The following is an 18,250-nucleotide window of genomic DNA, read 5'->3' as shown; positions in this document are numbered from 1 at the left end:
CGTCGATGACAGAGCAACCCGATGATACGTCAGGCGAAAAGGAATCCCTGAAACCGTGGCAGGTGGTATCGAGTGTGTTTGCCGCCGGGCTAGGCGTTCAAAGCAGCAAGAACCGGGAACGGGACTTCCAACAGGGTCGGGCGGGAACATTCATCGCTGCAGGCATCATTTTTACGTTGTTGTTCATCGCGGTAATGATTGCGATTGTGCAGCTGGTGCTGAAAGGAGCGGGCTAAACCACCACCCGCCCCATTCATCGATGGCTTAGGAAGGCATTCCTGACAGCCACAGGTACATGAACAGTACCACGATGGAAATAACGGCGGTGGCTGCAACCGCGTCGGCTGCGCCGTCACCTGCGTCTTTTGATGGTGTCTCTTCGGACATGTTTTGCTCCTTATGTTGGTCCCGAGTGCGGGCCATTATAGCAGCAGTTCAGACAATCCCAAGGGTATGGGCAGCAGCTGATTAAACCGTTCTAACCTTATGAATATTCTTACTATTTGCACAGCGGTAAGACGCTGCGATATCTGCTAAGCTCGCTGTCCTTTTGCAAGCGGCGAAAAGTCCGATAATCCACACGGGAAACACTAGATGTACGTTTACGACCAGTACGACCAGAAAATTCTCGACGAACGGGTGGCCCAGTACCGCGGCCAGACCGAGCGTTACCTGGCCGGCGACCTCAGCGAAGAGGAATTCCTGCCACTGCGGTTGCAGAACGGCTTGTATGTACAGCGTCTTGCTCCGATGCTGCGTGTGGCCGTGCCCTACGGCCTGATGAACAGCACCCAGCTGCGCACCGTAGCCCGCCTGTCGCGCGACTTTGACAAGGGCTATGTGCATATCAGCACCCGCCAGAACATTCAGTTCAACTGGCCGGAGCTCGCCGAAGTGCCTGACATGCTCGCGGAGCTGGCCAAGGTTCAGATGCATGCCATCCAAACTTCGGGTAACTGTATTCGCAACACCACCACCGACCAGTTTGCCGGCGTCGCTCGCGACGAGCTCGTCGACCCCCGCCCCTACTGCGAAATTATCCGTCAGTGGTCTACCCTGCACCCGGAATTTGCTTTCCTGCCTCGCAAGTTCAAAATCGCTGTCTGCGGTACCGAAGAAGATCGTGCCGCGGTTCGTGCTCACGATATCGGCATTGAACTGGTCAAAAACGCCGCCGGCGAAGTTGGCTATAAAGTACTCGTGGGCGGCGGCCTCGGCCGTACCCCGGTTATCGGCGTAGAGATTTGCGACTACCTCGAAAAGCAGCACCTGCTCAGCTACCTGGAAGCCATCCTGCGGGTATACAACCAGCACGGCCGCCGCGACAACAAGTACAAGGCGCGGATCAAGATCCTGGTAAAAGCCATGGGTATCGACGCCTTCCGTGAGGCGGTTGAAGCGGAATGGGCACACCTGAAAGATGGCCCCACCACGCTGACTGACGCCGAGATCGAGCGCGCCAGCTCCTTCTTCACTGAACCGGAGTACGCCCAGATCGACGCTGCAGCAGCGGAAGCCGCCCTCGCCGAGCAAGGCGCAAGCGATCCTATCTTCGCTAACTGGGTGAAGCGCAATACTGTCGCTCACCGCGTTGATGGCTACCGCATCGTCAATATCTCCCTCAAAGCCACAGGCTATGCGCCGGGCGATATTACCGATCAACAACTGGAACTCGTTGCCGATCTGGCCGACCGTTTCTCCTTCGGCGAACTGCGCAGCACCCACCAGCAGAACCTGGTGCTGGCAGACGTGCCCATGGCGGACCTCTACGAGCTCTGGCAAACACTGCAAAAATCGGGCCTGGCCACCGCGAACATTGGCTACCTCACCGACATGATCTGCTGCCCCGGCGGCGACTACTGCGCCCTGGCGAACGCCAAGTCGATTCCCGTGGCCGAATCCATCCAGGCCCGCTTCGACGACATGGACTATGTTTACGACCTGGGCCCACTGGAACTGAACATCAGCGGCTGCATGAACGCCTGCGGCCACCACCACATTGGTCACATCGGTATTCTCGGCGTCGACAAAAAAGGCGAAGAGTTCTACCAGGTCTGCCTCGGCGGCAGCCAGTCCAAGGATGCCTCCATCGGCAAAATCCTCGGCCCGTCCTTCAAACAGGAAGACATGGCGGATGTGATGGAGAAAATCCTCGGCACCTATGTCGACCTGCGCACCGAAGAGGAAAACTTCCTCGACACCTACCGCCGTGTAGGCATCGCCCCCTTCAAGGAGAAAGTTTATGCCTAAGCTGATCAAGAACGGCGCTATTGTCGAAGACACCAGCCCCGAAGTGCTGGACCTGGAGCAGTGGCTGGAATGTGAAGAGCGCGCCAGCCGCGCTGTGATCCTGGAGCCAGGTGAAATACTGGCACCGCTGATCGATCACATCGATGAGATCCCGCTGGTAATGGTGAACTTCCCGACGTTCATGGACGGCCGCGGTTTCTCCTACGCTCGCGAGCTGCGCGATCGTGGCTATACCGGCGAAATCCGTGCGGTGGGTCACTTCATCCGCGACCAGCTGACTTACCTCGGCCGCTGCGGTTTTGACGCTTTCCAGTTCGACGACGAAAGCCTGCTGGAACCCTCGCTGGCCAGCCTGGCCGATTTCAGCGAGTACTACCAGGCCTCGGCAAATCAGGCCGATCCGCTGTTCCGTCGCCGCGCCTGAACATCCTGGCGCTGCTCCCATCCGCGGAGCAGCGCCATATTCCGCCAGCAAGCCACTGTTTATAAAACTATTTCCTATCCACGGGCGGCTTGATTACACTGCCTGAATGGATGTCTCAATCACTTTTTCATTCTTCCTGATTTTTAGCGGCGCGGCACTCTTCGCTTCGCTAGCACTGGCCACTCGTCAACCACTGATCATCGCCTACATTGCGTTGGGCGCCTTCATCGGTCCTTACGGACTGTCACTGGTCACCGACACCAAACTCCTTGCCGACATCGGCCATATTGGCATTATCTTCCTGCTATTCCTGCTCGGCCTGGATATGCAGCCCCAGGCGCTATGGGCCACGCTCAGAAAGTCCACAGTGGTGGCGCTGTTCAGCTCGGCGATTTTCCTGGCCATGGGCTTTGGCGTTGCCTATGCCTTCGGCTACGCCACCACAGACGCCCTGGTCGTCGGCGCAGCCATGATGTTCTCCTCCACCATTATCGGTATCAAGCTGTTGCCGACCACGGTGTTACACCACCGCCACATCGGCGAGTTGATGATCGGCCTGCTGCTCATTCAGGATTTGCTGGCCATCATCGTGCTAATGGTGCTGTTCAGTGCGGCCGCCGGCGATGGCGGCGAGAGCATGGGCCAGACCCTGGCGATATCGCTGCTGGGTTTGCCGGTGCTGGGCGGCCTCGCCCTGCTCTGCGTGCGCTATGTCTTACTCCCACTCATCGCCCGCTTCGATCGCTTTCACGAGTACATCTTCCTGCTCGCCCTGGGCTGGTGTCTGGGCATGGCTGAAGCCGCCAAAGCCTTGGGTTTATCCGAGGAAATCGGGGCCTTCATCGCAGGCATCACTATTGCCACCAGTCCGATCTCGCAGTACATCGCAGTCAATCTCAAACCGCTGCGCGACTTTTTCCTGATCCTGTTCTTCTTCTCGGTGGGCGCCCGCTTTGACCTGGCCATGCTGCAAACGGTGTGGATACCGGCGCTGGTGCTGGCTGTACTGGTTCTGGGGCTCAAGCCCTTGGTCTATCGCTTTTTACTCAAGGGCGTCAGCGAAAAGCGCGTATTGGCGTGGGACCTGGGCTTTCGGTTGGGCCAAGCCTCGGAGTTCTCGCTACTCATTGCCTACGTGGCAGTCGGCGCTGCACTGATCAGCGAACAGGCCTCACTGTTGATCCAGGCAACAACGATTATCACCCTGCTTGCGTCTAGTTATATCGTGGTGTTCAACTACCCGACGCCGATCGCTATTTCTGATCGTTTGCGGCGGGACTAGGTACGACTCTGGCTAGCCGGAACGATCAAGGACACACCCAACCACTTCCGTTAGATTCTCAACGTACGCGACCGAACAAGGGTCGAGATCGACAGTCATTCATCTGAGATCGTCGGGAGCCATGGATGGCCTTGCAGCGGTCTCAGAAGGATGACTGGCGATCTCGAACCAGATAGACCTGCCAGAAACAAAAAACCGGCCACAAGGGCCGGTTCTTCGCAGATTCAAAAAGCAGCTGAATTACAGCTTACTTTCGAACTCAGGCAGCGCGTCAAACAGGTCCGCTACGAGGCCGTAGTCGGCAACCTGGAAGATCGGAGCGTCTTCGTCCTTGTTGATAGCAACAATGACTTTAGAGTCCTTCATACCAGCAAGGTGCTGGATCGCGCCGGAGATGCCCACGGCGATGTAGAGGTCAGGAGCGACAATTTTACCTGTCTGACCAACCTGCATGTCGTTGGGAACGAAGCCAGCGTCAACCGCTGCGCGAGATGCGCCGATAGCGGCACCCAGCTTGTCGGCAATACCTTCCAGCAGCTTGAAGTTTTCGCCGTTCTGCATGCCGCGACCACCGGAGATAACAATGGGAGCAGAAGTCAGTTCGGGACGATCTGAAACAGCCACTTCTTCACCAACGAAGGCAGAGATGCCTGCATCGTGAGCTGCGCCTACAGCTTCAACAGCCGCAGAACCGCCTTCGGCGGAGGCAGCGTCAAATGCTGTGGTACGTACGGTGATGACTTTCTTCGCATCGCTGCTCTTAACAGTAGCGATAACGTTACCGGCATAGATAGGACGCTTGAAAGTGTCAGCAGATTCTACCGAGATGATTTCGGAGATCTGGGCCACGTCCAGCAGCGCCGCAACGCGCGGCATGCTGTTCTTGGCGTTGGCGGTGGCCGGAGCAACGACGTTGTCGTAGCCAGCACCAACTTCAGCGATCAGCAGGCTGACGTTCTCTGCCAGCTGGTGCTCGTAGGCAGCGTTGTCAGCTACCAGTACCTTGGAAACGCCAGCAACAGCGGCAGCAGCCTGGGCTGCGCCATCACAATCAGCACCTGCTACCAGGATGTCGATGTCGCCACCCAGCGCCTGGGCAGCAGTTACCGCGTTCAGAGTAGCGCCCTTCAGGGAGCCATTGTCGTGTTCTGCAATTACCAGAGTGCTCATGAGATCACCTTCGCCTCGTTCTTCAGTTTATCCATCAGCTGATCAACATCTTCAACCTTGATACCGGCCTGACGCTCGGCGGGCGGCTCAACACTCACCTGAGCCAGGTGGGAAGTGACTTCTACGCCGAGATCGGCGGGAGTCATGACGTCCAGCGGCTTCTTCTTGGCCTTCATGATGTTAGGCAGAGAAGCGTAGCGCGGCTCGTTCAGACGCAGGTCAGTAGTGACGATGGCAGGCAGGTTCAATGCAACTGTTTGCAGACCGCCGTCAACTTCACGAGTTACGTTCACTTTGTCGCCATCAATAACGACTTCAGAAGCGAAAGTACCCTGGGGCATACCCGCCAGGGCGCCCAGCATCTGCCCAGTCTGGTTGTTGTCACCATCGATGGACTGCTTGCCCAGGATGACCAGCTGGGGCTCTTCTTTATCTACGACACCCTTGAGCAGCTTGGCTACTACGAGGGGCTCTACAGAGCCTTCAGTCTCAACCTGGATGCCGCGATCTGCGCCCAGTGCGAGTGCGGTGCGGATCTGCTCCTGGCAAGACTTGTCGCCGATAGATACGGCAACAACTTCGGTTGCTGTGCCCGCTTCCTTGAGGCGTACAGCCTCTTCTACAGCGATTTCACAGAAGGGGTTGATAGCCATCTTGACGTTATTCAGGTCAACATCACTACCATCGGCTTTGGCGCGCACTTTGACGTTGTAGTCAACGACGCGCTTAACGGCGACAAGAACCTTCATGGATTCTCCAATACGATTGTTAAGGGTGGGTTTGCGGTGCCAGGGCGATCAAAAAGCGCCCGGTACATGGTGTTTCGGCGGGGTATCTTGCCCATATTGCCCCCTCGGGTCAAGGGCGATAAACGACACGAAAGTAGACTAAATGCGCCATATTGATGATTCTCGCCATCACCCTGATTTATAGTCATTTATCCCTAAAAATTATATACTTGCGCACCTTTGGGGAGACGGGCTCGAACTTACAAGAGGCCCGCTGCTACACACGAAAGCATCTCCCGGGGCTGGCAGCTCCCCGGGCAGGCGCCACACATTACGAGGAACACACCGTGGAAAGAGAATCGATGGAATTTGATGTCGTCATCGTCGGCGCCGGCCCTGCTGGCCTGTCCGCCGCTTGTCGCATCATGCAGCTGGCTCAGGAGAAAGAGCAGGAAATCACTGTCTGCGTCGTGGAAAAAGGCTCCGAGGTCGGCGCTCACACCCTGTCTGGTGCTGTATTAGAGCCCCGCGCCCTGAACGAGTTGTTCCCCAACTGGGAGGAACTGGGTGCCCCACTAAACACCAAGGTGAAAGGTGACAAGTTCTACTTCTATACCAGCGCTACCGGCGCTATCACCCTGCCCAACTTCTTTATTCCCAAGCCCACCCACAACGACGGTAACTACATCGTCTCCATGGGTAATGTCTGCCGCTGGCTCGCCGAGCAGGCCGAAGGACTGGGTGTTGAGGTCTACCCGGGCTTTGCCGCCTCTGAAGTGCTGTTCAACGAAGATGGCAGCGTCAAAGGTATCGCCACCGGCGATATGGGCATTGCCGAAGACGGCAGCCACAAGGACTCCTACATGCCCGGCATGGAGCTGCACGCCAAGTACACCCTGTTCGCCGAAGGCTGCCGCGGCCACCTGGGCAAGCAGCTGATCGAGAAGTTCGGCCTGGATGCGGGCAAAGACCCCCAGCATTACGGCATCGGCATCAAGGAAATCTGGGAAATCGACCCCGCCAAGCACGATGAAGGCACCGTAGAACACGGCCTGGGCTGGCCCCTGTCCGAAAACAGCGCCACCGGCGGCGGCTTCCTGTACCACGCCGAGAACAACCAGGTATTCCTGGGCCTGATCACCGACCTAAACTATTCCAACCCGCACCTGAGCCCCTTCGAGGAATTCCAGCGCTGGAAGCACCACCCCACCGTGAGCAAGGTGATCGAAGGCGGTTCTCGCCTCACCTACGGCGCCCGCGCCATCACCAAGGGCGGCTACAACTCGCTTCCCAAGATGCACTTTCCCGGAGGCCTGATCATTGGCTGTGATGCCGGCACCCTGAACTCAGTGAAGATCAAGGGTAACCACACTGCCATGAAGAGCGGTATGGTTGCGGCTGAAGCCGTAGTCGAAGCGATTGGCCAGGGCGAAGAACGCAAATCTGACCTGGACAGCTTTGCAACGGCCTTCGAAGCCTCCTGGGCCTACGCAGAGCTGTACACCACCCGTAACTTCTCCGGCTTCATGCACAAGTTCGGTTTCCTGATTGGCTCCGCCATGGTCTGGCTCGATCAGAACATCTTCGGCGGCAAACTGCCCTTCACCCTGAATGACGACAAGCCTGACTACGCGACCATGAAGCCCGCGGCTGAAGCCAAGCAGATCGAGTACCCCAAGCCGGACAACAAGATCAGCTTCGACCGTCTCTCCTCGGTATTCCTCTCGAACACCAACCACGAGGAAGATCAGCCCTGCCACCTCACCCTGAAGGACGCTTCCATTCCAATGGATGTGAACTATCCGAAGTGGGATGAGCCGGCGCAGCGCTACTGCCCTGCAGGTGTTTACGAGATCGTTGAAGAGGAAGATGGCAGCAAGCGTTTCCAGATCAACGGCCAGAACTGTGTTCACTGTAAGACCTGTGACATCAAGGACCCCTCCCAGAACATCACCTGGGTGACCCCAGAAGGTTTCGGCGGTCCGAACTACCCGAACATGTAAGCCTCCTGTTCGGTACTGAAAAGGCGGGCTTCGGCTCGCCTTTTTTGTGTCTGTAGGTTTTATTCTGGCTAGCCTGCCCGGGCCTGCCTGAAGCTTCTCGGAAACCGCCACAAGCACATCCATGCGGTCGCTTTGGCGTCCCGTGGATGGGCTTGAAGTGGTCCCGGAAGGGCTAATGCCGTGCCTGTGCGGGCTATTCAGAACAGGCCCATTGACCACGGAACCAAGCGGAACCATCGTGCAGTGACATCAAACAGGCACACATAGATAAAAACGAATAGCGCCGACAATATCTAGCCGCACCTCTGTCGGGTGAGCTCGAGAGAAAACCTAACGCCCGCCAAACCAGGCAAGATCATCGTGCAACAAAACCACACTGCCCACAATGATCAGCGTAGGAGCTCGAGGCTTTTCACGCTCAACGATCTCTACAATCGTCGACAAGGTACCCGTCAGCACGCGCTGCTCTTTGGTCGTCGCCCGTTCAATCAGTGCGATCGGCGTATCGGCTCGTCGACCATGGACTACAAGTTGTTCGCAGATGACCGGCAGACCCACCAGCCCCATGTAGAACACCAGCGTCTCCGTCTCTGACTGAAACTGCTCCCAGTCCAGATTAATGCTGCCATCCCTGAGATGCCCCGTGGCAAAACGCACCGACTGGGCGTGGTCGCGATGGGTTAGCGGTATGCCCGAGTAGCAGGCCGCGCCGTTGCCTGCGGTAATGCCGGGCACGACCTGGAAAGGTACCTGGTGCTGGGCCAGAAGTTCGATTTCTTCGCCGCCGCGGCCAAATACAAAGGGGTCGCCACCCTTGAGGCGCACTACCCGCTTGCCCTCTTTCGCCAGGTCTACCAGCAATTGGTTGATCTCGTTTTGTGGCACCGCGTGATCATCGCGGCGCTTGCCAACGTAAATGCGTTCCGCATCGCGGCGCGCCATTTCCAGAATCGGTTCCGATACCAGGCGGTCGTAGAGCACCACGTCGGCCGTCTGTAACAGGCGCGCGGCCTTGAATGTCATCAGGTCCGGATCGCCCGGGCCTGCACCGATGAGATATACCTCACCGACATAATGAGCTTCAGTGTTAGCCAGTTGCTCTTCCAGGAGCTCCTCGGCGCGGCTTTCACGGCCGCCCATGACCTGTTCCGCAACTGTGCCCTCCATCACCTGCTCCCAGAACAAGCGCCGTGGCGTCTCCTCAGGAATGGCCTGCTTCACTCGATCGCGATAGCGACCTGCAAATTCTGCCAATGCGCCGTAGGCGCCGGGCACCATGGCCTCGATCTTGCGGCGCAGTTGACGCGCCAGCACCGGGCTGCGGCCGCTACTGCTAATGGCGATGATAAGCGGATCGCGGTCGACGATGGAGGGAAAGATAAACGTGCACAAATCCGGCGAATCGACCACATTCACCGGCAGGTTCAAAGCCGTTGCGTCGGCGTGAATCTGCTCGTTCACAGCGCGATTGGGCGTAGCGGCCACCACCAGGCGCTTGTGATGCAAATCGGTCTCTGTGTACTCCGCGCGCTGCCAGATACCGCCGTGCTCTGCGAGCAGGCCCTCGAGTTCATCGCTGATCTCGGGGGCAACCACCGTCAGGTTTGCACCTGCCCTGAGCAGCAGACGCGCCTTGCGGGTGCCGACGGTGCCCCCGCCCACTAATACAACTGGCGCGTCCTTGAGGCGGAAGCAGACCGGTAGGTATTGCATCAGGCGCTGAGCACCTCGGCGCCACCCATGTAGGGTCGCAGTGCCTCGGGCACTTCGATGCTGCCGTCGTCGCGCTGATAGTTCTCCATAATCGCGACAAGTGTGCGGCCTACAGCCAGGCCAGAGCCATTGAGGGTGTGCAGCAACTCCGGCTTGCCCGTTTCCGGGTTGCGCCAGCGCGCCTGCATGCGGCGGGCCTGGTAATCACCGAAGTTGGAGCAGGAGGAAATCTCACGGTAGGTGTTCTGCGCCGGCAGCCACACTTCCAGGTCGTAGGTTTTGCGGGCGGAGAAACCGATGTCACCGCCACACAGAATCACCTTGCGGTACGGCAGGTTCAGCCGTTGCAGCACCTTCTCCGCGTGACCGGTGAGCTGTTCGAGGGCGTCGTCAGACTGTGTTGGGCGTACAAACTGCACGAGTTCGACCTTTTCAAACTGGTGCTGGCGAATGATACCGCGGGTGTCACGTCCGTAGCTGCCGGCTTCGCTGCGAAAACACGGCGTGTGGCAGGCGAACTTTACGCCCTGCTCACCCAGTTCCGCATCGTCAAATATACGATCGCGGCCCACATTGGTCACAGGCACCTCGGCCGTGGGGATCAGGTAGTAGCCCTGATCCGTCTCCAGCTTGAACAGGTCCTCTTCAAACTTGGGCAGCTGTCCGGTGCCACGCAGGGAATCGCGATTCACAATGTAGGGGACGTAGATCTCGCTATAACCATGCTCGCCGGTGTGCAGGTTGAGCATGAACTGAATGAGCGCGCGATGCATGCGGGCGACATTGCCGTACATCACGTTGAAACGTGAGCCGGTGATTTTGCCCGCCGTCTCAAAGTCCATCTCGCCCAGTGCTTCACCGAGCTCCACATGATCTTTGGCTTCGAACGCCAGTGCAGTAGGTTCTCCCCAGCTGGCGACCTCTACGTTGTCGTCTTCCGAGGCTCCCTCGGGAACCTCGTCTGCAGGGATATTGGGCACGGCCAGCAACAGGTCTTCCAGCTCGGCCTGTACCTGCTTGGCTTCGCCGGTCAGATCGTCGATCTGGGCAGCAATTTTCTCCAGTGTTTCGTTCACCTGGGCCTTGGCGTCATCTACGCTCATACCCTGGCCGATTAACGCACCAATCTGCTTCGATGCAGCCTTGCGCTCTGCCAACAGATTCTGGGATTCCACGTCGGCCTGCTTGCGACGCGCGTCCAGGGCAACAAACCCGGCCACGTCAAATTCAAATCCGCGTTTCTTCAGTGCGTCGGCAACCGCTTGTGGGTCCTGCCGAACGACCTTGATATCCAACATAATGTGTTTCCTAAACTAACCAGTCAGCGGGTTCAGACAATCGCCCGCGTCAATTGAATCGATATTCCAGCCATCAGAACGCACAAAACGGCGCTAGCAGCCATATAACCTAGGGCGTGCGCCGTGTGTCCGTTCTCGAACATGGCTATGGTTTCCAGGGAGAACGTCGAGAACGTCGTAAACGCTCCCAGAAAGCCCACCATAAGCACTCCGCGCCAATCCGGGTGAACCACCTGTCGCTCGACGAGGACAAATACGACCCCGATAGCGAAGGAGCCTGCCATATTGACCAGCAGCGTTCCCACGGGCCAGCGGCCTTCCCACAGCTGGTGAATCCAGCCTGCAAGCAGATAGCGTGACACGGCACCGGCAGCGCCGCCGAGGGCAATAAACAGCAGGTATTTCATGAGATCAGGCGGAGTGGCTTAATCGTAGCGGCGTATTGTACTGCTTTTGTCTCGCGCGCGCAGGTAGTCTAGTTTTTCCTGAATTTTCTTTTCCAGACCCCGATCGACAGGGAAATAGTACTGGCGATCGCGCAGGAACTCAGGGAAGTAATTCTCCCCCGCGGCATAGCCGCCCTCCTCATCGTGGGCGTAGCGATACTCCGCACCGTAATCCATGTCTTTCATAAGGTTGGTGGAGGCGTTGCGCAGGTGCAGCGGCACCTCCTCGCTGTCGCCGGCGCCGATCTCGCTGCGGGCCGCGTTATAGGCGTTATACACTGCATTGCTTTTGGCAGCGCAGGATAGATAGACAATGGCCTGGGCGACAGCCAACTCGCCCTCAGGGCTGCCAAGACGTTCCTGTACCTGCCAGGCGTCCAGGCTGATTGTCAGGGCGCGAGGGTCGGCATTGCCGATGTCTTCACTGGCCATACGCACCACGCGCCGAGCCACATATAAAGGATCACAGCCGCCGTCGAGCATTCGGCAGAACCAGTACAGTGCCGCGTCGGGTGCACTGCCCCGCACCGACTTGTGCAACGCGCTGATCTGGTCGTAAAAAAGGTCGCCGCCCTTGTCGAAACGCCGCAGCGAGGCCTGTAGCACCTCCGCCAGGGTTTCCTCGGTAATAACCCCGTTATCGGCCAGATCAGCGGCCAGCTCCAGCAGATTGAGGGCCCGGCGGGCGTCGCCGTCCGCCTGGGCTGCAATGAGCTCGAGACAGGCTTGCGACACCTGGATGTCGTCACCGAGTAGCGCAGCACCTCGCTGCAGCACACCGAGCAATTCGCCACTGTCCAGGGAGCGCAGCTTGTAGACCCGCGAGCGCGATAGCAGTGCATTGTTGAGTTCAAAGGAAGGGTTTTCCGTTGTTGCACCGATAAAAATAACGGTGCCGTCCTCCACATAGGGCAAAAACGCATCCTGTTGGGACTTGTTGAAGCGGTGCACCTCATCGACAAACAGCACCGTGTCTTTGCCGGAGGCCTTGTGCTGCCTCGCCTGGGCAATCGCCTCGCGAATTTCCTTAACGCCGGATAACACCGCCGAAATCTGCAGGAAGTGCGCATCTGCCTGCTGGGCAGCAATACGCGCCAAGGTGGTTTTACCCACGCCCGGCGGGCCCCAGAAGATGCAGGAGTGAAGGTGGCGCTGATCGATGGCCCGCCGCAGCGGTTTACCTGGCGCAAGCACGTGGGTCTGCCCGGCGTAGGTCTCGAGATCAACAGGCCTCAGTCGTGCGGCCAGAGGCTGATAGCCGGGATCCTCGGTTGCAGCAAACAGGTCATTGCTCATGATAGAAAAGGTCTACGCCCTCAGGCGGCGTGAACGCGAAATCTGCCGGTGTCAGGCCAGCTTCGGTAGTGAGCTCGCTAAAGCGGATATCCAGCCGCTGGCCGAGGCCATCGATGACCTCCATGCCCTGGAGCGCGCCTCCTGTCAGACTCAGGGTTAACGCCTTGAATCCTGCCTGATCGCCCCGGGGAACGAGGCGAAACACGCCGCCAGGGAGCGATGCAATGCTGTAATTCTGGCGCAGCGTTTCTATATCGCCACCGAGGACCTGCAGCGGTGAAGCGGTAGTGCCGGTGTCCACCGGTCTGCGGGTGACCGTTTCCAGATCCCGATCGTAATGCCAGACGTAGTCCAGATCGGCAATGATCAACTGGCTGTCGGGCGATTGAATATCCCAGGCAAAGTAACCTGGCCGCAACAAGCTGAAGCTGCCTTTGCTAACACTGATCAACTCGTCTGAGTCCGGGCCGTACTGGTCCTGGACAAATTGACCGGTCATCTGGGTAAGCCCCTGTAACTGGGCAGTGAGCGCCGCAGCGGGATCTTCCTCGGAACGAACAATGCCTGCTACAAAGCACAGGCCCAATACGGCAATTGCCAGAACGCGTGTGGCTATCATGTCTTAGTCTTCTACTGGCGGCGGCGCGAGCACTTCGCGCTGACCGTTGGTACCCATTTCACTCACGACACCCGCGGCCTCCATGGACTCAATCAGGCGTGCAGCGCGGTTATAGCCAATGCGCAGCTTGCGCTGAACGCTGGATATCGAGGCGCGACGACTCTGGGTCACGTAATGAACCGCCTCGTCGTAAAGCGCGTCACCCTCGTTATCTTCGTCTGACGAATTGGCCTGGAGTTCCCCGGCGGTGACCGGCGTCTGGCCACCCTCATCGAGCAGTCCATCGATATACAGCGGCTCACCGCGCTTCTTCCAGTCCGCGACGACCCGGTGCACTTCTTCATCGGAACAGAATGCCCCGTGGACGCGATTGGGCACACCGGAACCCGGCGGCAGGTACAGCATGTCACCGTGACCCAGCAACTGCTCTGCCCCGCCCTGGTCGAGAATGGTGCGCGAATCCACTTTCGAGGACACCTGGAAAGCGATACGCGTGGGCACGTTAGCCTTAATCAGGCCGGTAATCACATCCACTGAGGGGCGTTGCGTGGCGAGAATCAAATGGATGCCGGCCGCCCTTGCCTTCTGGGCAATTCGCGCGATCAGTTCTTCAACTTTTTTACCGACGATCATCATCATGTCGGCGAATTCATCAATCACCACCACAATCGAGGGCAGACGATCGAGGTTCGGCGGTGTTTGCTCTTCGTCGGTTTCGGCAAAAATGGGATCCGGGGTCCACAGCGGATCGGGGATTTCGGTGCCGGCTTTCTTGGCGTCATCTATTTTGCGGTTATAGCCGCCGAGGTTGCGCACCCCAAGGGCCGCCATCAGCTTATAACGGCGCTCCATTTCAGCCACACACCAGCGCAGACCATTGGCCGCATCTTTCATGTCAGTAATCACCGGTGTCAGCAGGTGTGGAATACCGTCATAAACCGAGAGTTCGAGCATCTTCGGGTCGACCAGAATCAGCCGTACGTCCTCGGGACCCGACTTGTACAGCAGGCTGAGCAGCATGGCATTGACGCCCACAGATTTACCCGAACCGGTGGTGCCCGCCACCAGCAGGTGCGGCATCTTGGCCAGGTCGGCACAGACCGGTTGCCCGGAAATATCATGCCCCAGCGCCAGGGTGAGCGGCGATTTGGACTGATCAAAGGCCTTGGAAGACAGCACCTCGCGGAAATTCACAACCTCGCGGTCTTCGTTGGGGATTTCAATACCCACCACGGACTTGCCGGGAATCACTTCCACTACCCGCACTGATATAACCGCCAGCGAACGCGCCAGGTCCTTGGCCAGATTGGAGATGCGCGACACCTTTACGCCGGGTGCCGGCTGGATTTCAAAGCGTGTAATCACTGGCCCAGGGTATACCGCCGTCACCTCTGCGGTGACACCGAAATCGGCGAGCTTGAGTTCGAGCAGCTTCGACAGTGCCTCCAGCGCCTCTTTTGAATAGCCCTTGTTCGGGTCTTTGATCTCTGCGTCGAGCAGTTCCAGGTGCGGCAATTCGCCGGTGGCGGGCGCATCAAACAGGGGTTGCTGCTTTTCCTTCTCAAGTCGTTCGGACTTTTCGGCCTTGGGCTTGAGCGGCTTGATCTTGGGCGGTTTGCGCTTTTTCTCTTTTTCGACGTGCTCTTCAATGACGACCTTGCGCGCTTCCACGGCCTTGTCCCGCTCGCGCTTGTCGCGAATCCCGTCGTAGGTTTTCGTGACCCACGCGCGGCTTTTCTCAAAACCGGTAATCGCCCAGGAGCCGAGCTTGTCCATCAGCTTGAGCCAGCTGAGGTCGGTGAATATGGTCATGCCGAATAACAGCACTGCCAGCAGAATCAGCCGGCTGCCAACCGCACTGAACGCGACCGTAAAGGATCCGCCAATGGCCTGCCCGAGAATACCGCCGGCGCCCTGCGGCAAGGACGACTGCCCGGTATCGTTCATGGCTGCCAGGGCTGTGCCCGCAATCATAACCAATACCAGCCCCAGGGTGCGAATGCCGAACGTGAGCCAGTCGAAACCATGGGGATTATTGCGCTCCAGCAGCAGGATTAGCGCGCGATAGGCCAGCAGAATGGGAAACAGGTAAGCCGCATAGCCAACCAGGGAGAAAAACACGTCTGCCAGCCACGCGCCAGTGGGGCCGCCCAGATTGGAAATAGCGCTGCCGTTGCCACTGGCTGACCAGCCGGGATCAGTGCCGCTGTAAGTTGCGAGTGCCAGCAACAGATAGAGGCACACGGCGCTCACGCCAATAAAGGCCCCTTCGCGCAGTCTTGGCCCCATAAAGGTCTCGCTGTCGGTGGATTCTGCCACGTAGTTATTGTCCCTGGTCCCTGTGCCCACGCTTTTCTATGAAGCGTTGCTATAAATGCTATAGCGACAACTAATTGTCGCTCAATTATTTATTTAATTCAAAGGCTTATGTTTGTCTTTTAGAATTCTCCGAGCCTTTGCCCGACGCCTGCCTTTAAATTACCATAGTCCGCCCCCATTTCGGAAACCAACACAACCTCAATCCAGGACCAGCAGTAATGAGCGAAGCCAGACATATTCCCCTGATCATCCTTGGCAGTGGCCCCGCCGGCTATACCGCCGCAGTCTACGCCGCCCGCGCAAACCTCAATCCCGTCGTGATTACCGGTATGCAGCAAGGTGGCCAGCTGACCACCACCACCGAGGTAGAGAACTGGCCCGGCGGCCACGCGCACCTGCAGGGACCCGAACTGATGCAGAACATGCAGGAGCATGTTGAGCGCTTTGACACGGAAATCGTGTTCGACCATATCGACGAGGTCGATCTGGAAGCGCGCCCCATGGTGCTCAAGGGCACCTCCAGCTACACCTGTGACGCGATGATCATCGCCACCGGCGCCTCCGCCCAGTATCTGGGCCTGCCCAGCGAAGAAGCCTTTATGGGTAAAGGCGTATCCGCCTGTGCCACCTGTGACGGTTTCTTTTACCGCAGCAAAAACGTTGCAGTGATTGGCGGTGGCAACACCGCTGTAGAGGAAGCGCTGTACCTTGCCAATATCGCCGAGCACGTCACCCTGGTTCACCGCCGCGACGCCCTGCGCTCCGAGAAAGTGCTGCAGGACCGCCTGTTCGCCAAGGAGAAAGAAGGCAAGGTCACCATCATGTGGGACCATACCCTCGATGAAGTCCTCGGTGACGATTCCGGCGTAACCGGCATGCGCATCAAGTCAGTGAAAGACGACAGCACCCAGGACATCGACCTGGCGGGCGTGTTCATAGCCATTGGCCACAAGCCCAACACGGATATGTTCGTCAACCAACTTGACATGAAAGACGGTTACATCGTCATCAAGAGCGGTCTGGATGGCAACGCCACCAGCACCAGCGTGCCGGGTGTCTTTGCCGCAGGCGACGTCGGCGATCACGTTTATCGCCAGGCCGTCACCTCTGCGGGCTTCGGCTGCATGGCGGCGCTGGATGCCGAGAAGTATCTCGACAACCTCTAACAGCCTGTGTTTCGTCAAAAAGGCCGCCTCTGCGGCCCTTTTTTGTGACTTCGTGCCCCGCAAAGTCACGGGCGCGTATAATGCGTGTATGCGCGCTATCAGCCAACTTGCCGACAACGAGCCCTTCCCGCCCACGGGCGAGGCCCTGGATTACCCCAACGGTCTGCTCGCAGTGGGCGGTGATCTGTCGCCCAGGCGGCTGCTGGAAGCCTACCGGCACGGTATATTCCCATGGTACGAAGAACCCCAGCCGGTGCTGTGGTGGACGCCAGATCCCCGCTCTGTATTGCTGCCCGGGCAACTGCACATCTCGCGCTCGCTGCGCAAAACCCTACGTCGCAATCGGTTCCGGCTGTCGGTCGACCTGCACTTTGAATCAGTGATGCGCCACTGTGCGCAGCTGCGCGGCGACGGCCTGGGCACCTGGATAGGCGACAATATGCTGGCGGCCTACTGCGACCTGCACCACATCGGCCACGCCCACTCTGTCGAGGTATATAACCCCGCCGGTGAACTGGTGGGGGCCTCTATGGTATTGCCATCGGCAGGGCGTATTTTGGCGAGTCCATGTTCAGTCTGGAGGCGGATGCTTCCAAAGTTGCCCTGGTGGGGTTGGTCAACATTCTGACACGGGGCGGCTTTGAATTGATTGACTGCCAGGTAGAGAGCGAACACCTGAACAGTCTCGGGGCATTCAATATGCCCAGACTAGACTTCGAACAGCGGCTTAGGGACACTATAGATGTCGCGCATGATCCGGAGATCTGGCGCCTACCGGCAACTTGTGGAGAATTGTTGTGACGTCTTCCCTGCGGGACCTGAAGGTCTACACGACCTACCCCCATAGCTGTAGCTACCTGGAGGAACAGGAGGCTACGACGTTGTTCGTAGACCCGCGCCAGGAGATTGATCAAGGTCTTTACAGCAACCTGTCGGTACTGGGGTTCAGGCGCAGCGGCAACCACCTGTACCGCCCTCACTGCTCCAGCTGCGATGCCTGTATTCCCGCGCGCATTCCCGTGAAACGTTTCAAGCCCAACCGGAACCAGAAGCGGGCCCTGAAACGCAATACCGACCTGGAAGTGGAAGTCACCAGCGATATCCGCGATCACTCAGCCTTCGGGCTTTACCAGCGCTACATCGAACAGCGTCACGCCGACGGCGATATGTATCCGCCCGATCGCGAACAGTATCAGTCATTTCTCGACAATGCCTGGGAATGCACACGCTACTACCGCTTTTACCACGGCGGCCAACTCACAGCGATCTCGGTCGTGGACGAGTTACTGGATGGCTTATCGGCCATTTACACGTTCTTCGACCCCGACCTGGTCGACCGCAGCCTGGGGCGCTATGCGATTCTGTGGCAGATAGAGCGCACCCGGGAACTCGGCCTGGACTACCTCTACCTGGGCTACTGGATCAAGAATTGCCGCAAGATGAGCTACAAGTCGGAGTATCGCCCTCTGGAGCTCTATCTCAACGGCCGCTGGAGCCTGCTTACCTGAGGCAGGCCACGGGCTCGCACCTGCGCGC

16 protein-coding genes and 1 pseudogene are annotated in these 18,250 nt (G+C 58.3%); 8 read left to right on the top strand and 9 right to left on the bottom strand.

All coding sequences use genetic code 11. The features are described from left to right. The first annotated feature begins 5 nt into the window (after window positions 1-5). The gene (locus tag BST95_RS12350) at window positions 6-236 is read left to right on the top strand and encodes a DUF2970 domain-containing protein (RefSeq protein ID WP_066059027.1); all 231 of its coding nucleotides are present in this window, start codon (window positions 6-8) and stop codon (window positions 234-236) included. 28 nt (window positions 237-264) lie between these two features. On the opposite strand, the gene BST95_RS20150 is transcribed toward BST95_RS12350, so the two are convergent. Then, window positions 265-387 (bottom strand): methionine synthase, encoded by a 123-nt coding sequence (locus BST95_RS20150; protein WP_189520390.1) that lies wholly within the window; start codon window positions 385-387, stop codon window positions 265-267. A 207-nt stretch (window positions 388-594) separates the two neighbouring features. Between BST95_RS20150 and BST95_RS12345 the strand changes: the two genes are divergently transcribed. From BST95_RS12345 to BST95_RS12335, 3 genes are all read left to right on the top strand, one after another. Further along, a complete protein-coding gene (locus tag BST95_RS12345) occupies window positions 595-2,250 on the top strand; it encodes a nitrite/sulfite reductase (protein WP_084199810.1) in 1,656 nt (551 codons plus the stop codon). Beyond that, on the top strand, window positions 2,243-2,674 hold the full coding sequence (locus BST95_RS12340; protein ID WP_066059021.1) for a DUF934 domain-containing protein: 432 nt from the start codon (window positions 2,243-2,245) through the stop codon (window positions 2,672-2,674). Before BST95_RS12345 ends, BST95_RS12340 begins: the two co-directional genes overlap by 8 nt. 106 nt (window positions 2,675-2,780) lie before the next feature. Continuing rightward, window positions 2,781-3,956: a cation:proton antiporter domain-containing protein gene (locus tag BST95_RS12335; protein WP_084199808.1), complete on the top strand. Its 1,176-nt coding sequence runs from the start codon at window positions 2,781-2,783 to the stop codon at window positions 3,954-3,956. A gap of 240 nt (window positions 3,957-4,196) precedes the next feature. Here the strand turns inward: BST95_RS12335 and BST95_RS12330 are convergent, their stop codons facing one another. Continuing rightward, window positions 4,197-5,126, bottom strand: a complete 930-nt coding sequence (locus tag BST95_RS12330) for an electron transfer flavoprotein subunit alpha/FixB family protein (protein WP_084199806.1) — start codon at window positions 5,124-5,126, stop codon at window positions 4,197-4,199. Further along, window positions 5,123-5,875: an electron transfer flavoprotein subunit beta/FixA family protein gene (locus BST95_RS12325; RefSeq protein WP_084199804.1), complete on the bottom strand. Its 753-nt coding sequence runs from the start codon at window positions 5,873-5,875 to the stop codon at window positions 5,123-5,125. Before BST95_RS12325 ends, BST95_RS12330 begins: the two co-directional genes overlap by 4 nt. Before the next feature lie 326 nt (window positions 5,876-6,201). Between BST95_RS12325 and BST95_RS12320 the strand changes: the two genes are divergently transcribed. After that, entirely contained in the window at window positions 6,202-7,857 is a 1,656-nt protein-coding gene (locus tag BST95_RS12320) for an electron transfer flavoprotein-ubiquinone oxidoreductase (RefSeq protein ID WP_084199802.1), read from the top strand. Between the two features lie 330 nt (window positions 7,858-8,187). Here BST95_RS12320 and cysG read toward each other — a convergent pair whose 3' ends face one another. Genes cysG through BST95_RS12290 form a run of 6 tightly spaced genes read right to left on the bottom strand, consistent with a single transcriptional unit; the run spans window position 8,188 to window position 15,518 of the window. Continuing rightward, window positions 8,188-9,570 (bottom strand): siroheme synthase CysG, encoded by a 1,383-nt coding sequence (gene cysG / locus BST95_RS12315; protein ID WP_084199800.1) that lies wholly within the window; start codon window positions 9,568-9,570, stop codon window positions 8,188-8,190. Then, window positions 9,570-10,868, bottom strand: a complete 1,299-nt coding sequence (serS, locus tag BST95_RS12310; protein WP_084199798.1) for a serine--tRNA ligase — start codon at window positions 10,866-10,868, stop codon at window positions 9,570-9,572. The genes cysG and serS overlap by 1 nt, the downstream gene beginning before the upstream one ends. 32 nt (window positions 10,869-10,900) lie before the next feature. Then, a complete protein-coding gene (crcB, locus tag BST95_RS12305; RefSeq protein WP_084199796.1) occupies window positions 10,901-11,275 on the bottom strand; it encodes a fluoride efflux transporter CrcB in 375 nt (124 codons plus the stop codon). An 18-nt stretch (window positions 11,276-11,293) separates the two neighbouring features. Beyond that, window positions 11,294-12,610 (bottom strand): replication-associated recombination protein A, encoded by a 1,317-nt coding sequence (locus tag BST95_RS12300; RefSeq protein ID WP_084199794.1) that lies wholly within the window; start codon window positions 12,608-12,610, stop codon window positions 11,294-11,296. After that, the gene (gene lolA, locus BST95_RS12295; protein ID WP_084199793.1) at window positions 12,600-13,229 is read right to left on the bottom strand and encodes an outer membrane lipoprotein periplasmic chaperone LolA; all 630 of its coding nucleotides are present in this window, start codon (window positions 13,227-13,229) and stop codon (window positions 12,600-12,602) included. Before lolA ends, BST95_RS12300 begins: the two co-directional genes overlap by 11 nt. A 3-nt stretch (window positions 13,230-13,232) precedes the next feature. Beyond that, window positions 13,233-15,518 (bottom strand): DNA translocase FtsK, encoded by a 2,286-nt coding sequence (locus BST95_RS12290; protein WP_084201158.1) that lies wholly within the window; start codon window positions 15,516-15,518, stop codon window positions 13,233-13,235. 248 nt (window positions 15,519-15,766) lie between these two features. Between BST95_RS12290 and trxB the strand changes: the two genes are divergently transcribed. The 3 genes and pseudogenes from trxB (at window position 15,767) to BST95_RS12275 (ending at window position 18,222) form a co-directional block, all read left to right on the top strand. Continuing rightward, a complete protein-coding gene (gene trxB / locus BST95_RS12285; RefSeq protein ID WP_084199791.1) occupies window positions 15,767-16,714 on the top strand; it encodes a thioredoxin-disulfide reductase in 948 nt (315 codons plus the stop codon). Next, window positions 16,686-17,515, top strand: a pseudogene (aat, locus tag BST95_RS12280) (leucyl/phenylalanyl-tRNA--protein transferase). The gene trxB and the pseudogene aat overlap by 29 nt, the downstream one beginning before the upstream one ends. Beyond that, window positions 17,512-18,222 carry an arginyltransferase gene (locus BST95_RS12275; RefSeq protein WP_066058988.1) on the top strand — a complete coding sequence of 237 codons (711 nt, stop codon included), beginning with the start codon at window positions 17,512-17,514 and terminating at the stop codon, window positions 18,220-18,222. Before aat ends, BST95_RS12275 begins: the two are co-directional and overlap by 4 nt. The last annotated feature ends 28 nt before the right edge of the window (window positions 18,223-18,250 follow it).

It is taken from the genome of Halioglobus japonicus, from assembly GCF_001983995.1.
GTDB lineage: Bacteria > Pseudomonadota > Gammaproteobacteria > Pseudomonadales > Halieaceae > Halioglobus > Halioglobus japonicus.
This window is presented reverse-complemented; position numbering and strand designations above follow the sequence as displayed.

Excerpts from the sequence above, each read along its gene's own strand:
- BST95_RS12350 (WP_066059027.1), top strand. The coding sequence starts at position 6 with ATGACAGAGCAACCCGATGATACGTCAGGCGAAAAGGAATCCCTGAAA.
- BST95_RS20150 (WP_189520390.1), bottom strand. The coding sequence starts at position 387 with ATGTCCGAAGAGACACCATCAAAAGACGCAGGTGACGGCGCAGCCGAC.
- BST95_RS12345 (WP_084199810.1), top strand. The coding sequence starts at position 595 with ATGTACGTTTACGACCAGTACGACCAGAAAATTCTCGACGAACGGGTG.
- BST95_RS12340 (WP_066059021.1), top strand. The coding sequence starts at position 2,243 with ATGCCTAAGCTGATCAAGAACGGCGCTATTGTCGAAGACACCAGCCCC.
- BST95_RS12335 (WP_084199808.1), top strand. The coding sequence starts at position 2,781 with ATGGATGTCTCAATCACTTTTTCATTCTTCCTGATTTTTAGCGGCGCG.
- BST95_RS12330 (WP_084199806.1), bottom strand. The coding sequence starts at position 5,126 with ATGAGCACTCTGGTAATTGCAGAACACGACAATGGCTCCCTGAAGGGC.
- BST95_RS12325 (WP_084199804.1), bottom strand. The coding sequence starts at position 5,875 with ATGAAGGTTCTTGTCGCCGTTAAGCGCGTCGTTGACTACAACGTCAAA.
- cysG (WP_084199800.1), bottom strand. The coding sequence starts at position 9,570 with ATGCAATACCTACCGGTCTGCTTCCGCCTCAAGGACGCGCCAGTTGTA.
- serS (WP_084199798.1), bottom strand. The coding sequence starts at position 10,868 with ATGTTGGATATCAAGGTCGTTCGGCAGGACCCACAAGCGGTTGCCGAC.
- crcB (WP_084199796.1), bottom strand. The coding sequence starts at position 11,275 with ATGAAATACCTGCTGTTTATTGCCCTCGGCGGCGCTGCCGGTGCCGTG.
- BST95_RS12300 (WP_084199794.1), bottom strand. The coding sequence starts at position 12,610 with ATGAGCAATGACCTGTTTGCTGCAACCGAGGATCCCGGCTATCAGCCT.
- lolA (WP_084199793.1), bottom strand. The coding sequence starts at position 13,229 with ATGATAGCCACACGCGTTCTGGCAATTGCCGTATTGGGCCTGTGCTTT.
- BST95_RS12290 (WP_084201158.1), bottom strand. The coding sequence starts at position 15,518 with ATGGGGCCAAGACTGCGCGAAGGGGCCTTTATTGGCGTGAGCGCCGTG.
- trxB (WP_084199791.1), top strand. The coding sequence starts at position 15,767 with ATGAGCGAAGCCAGACATATTCCCCTGATCATCCTTGGCAGTGGCCCC.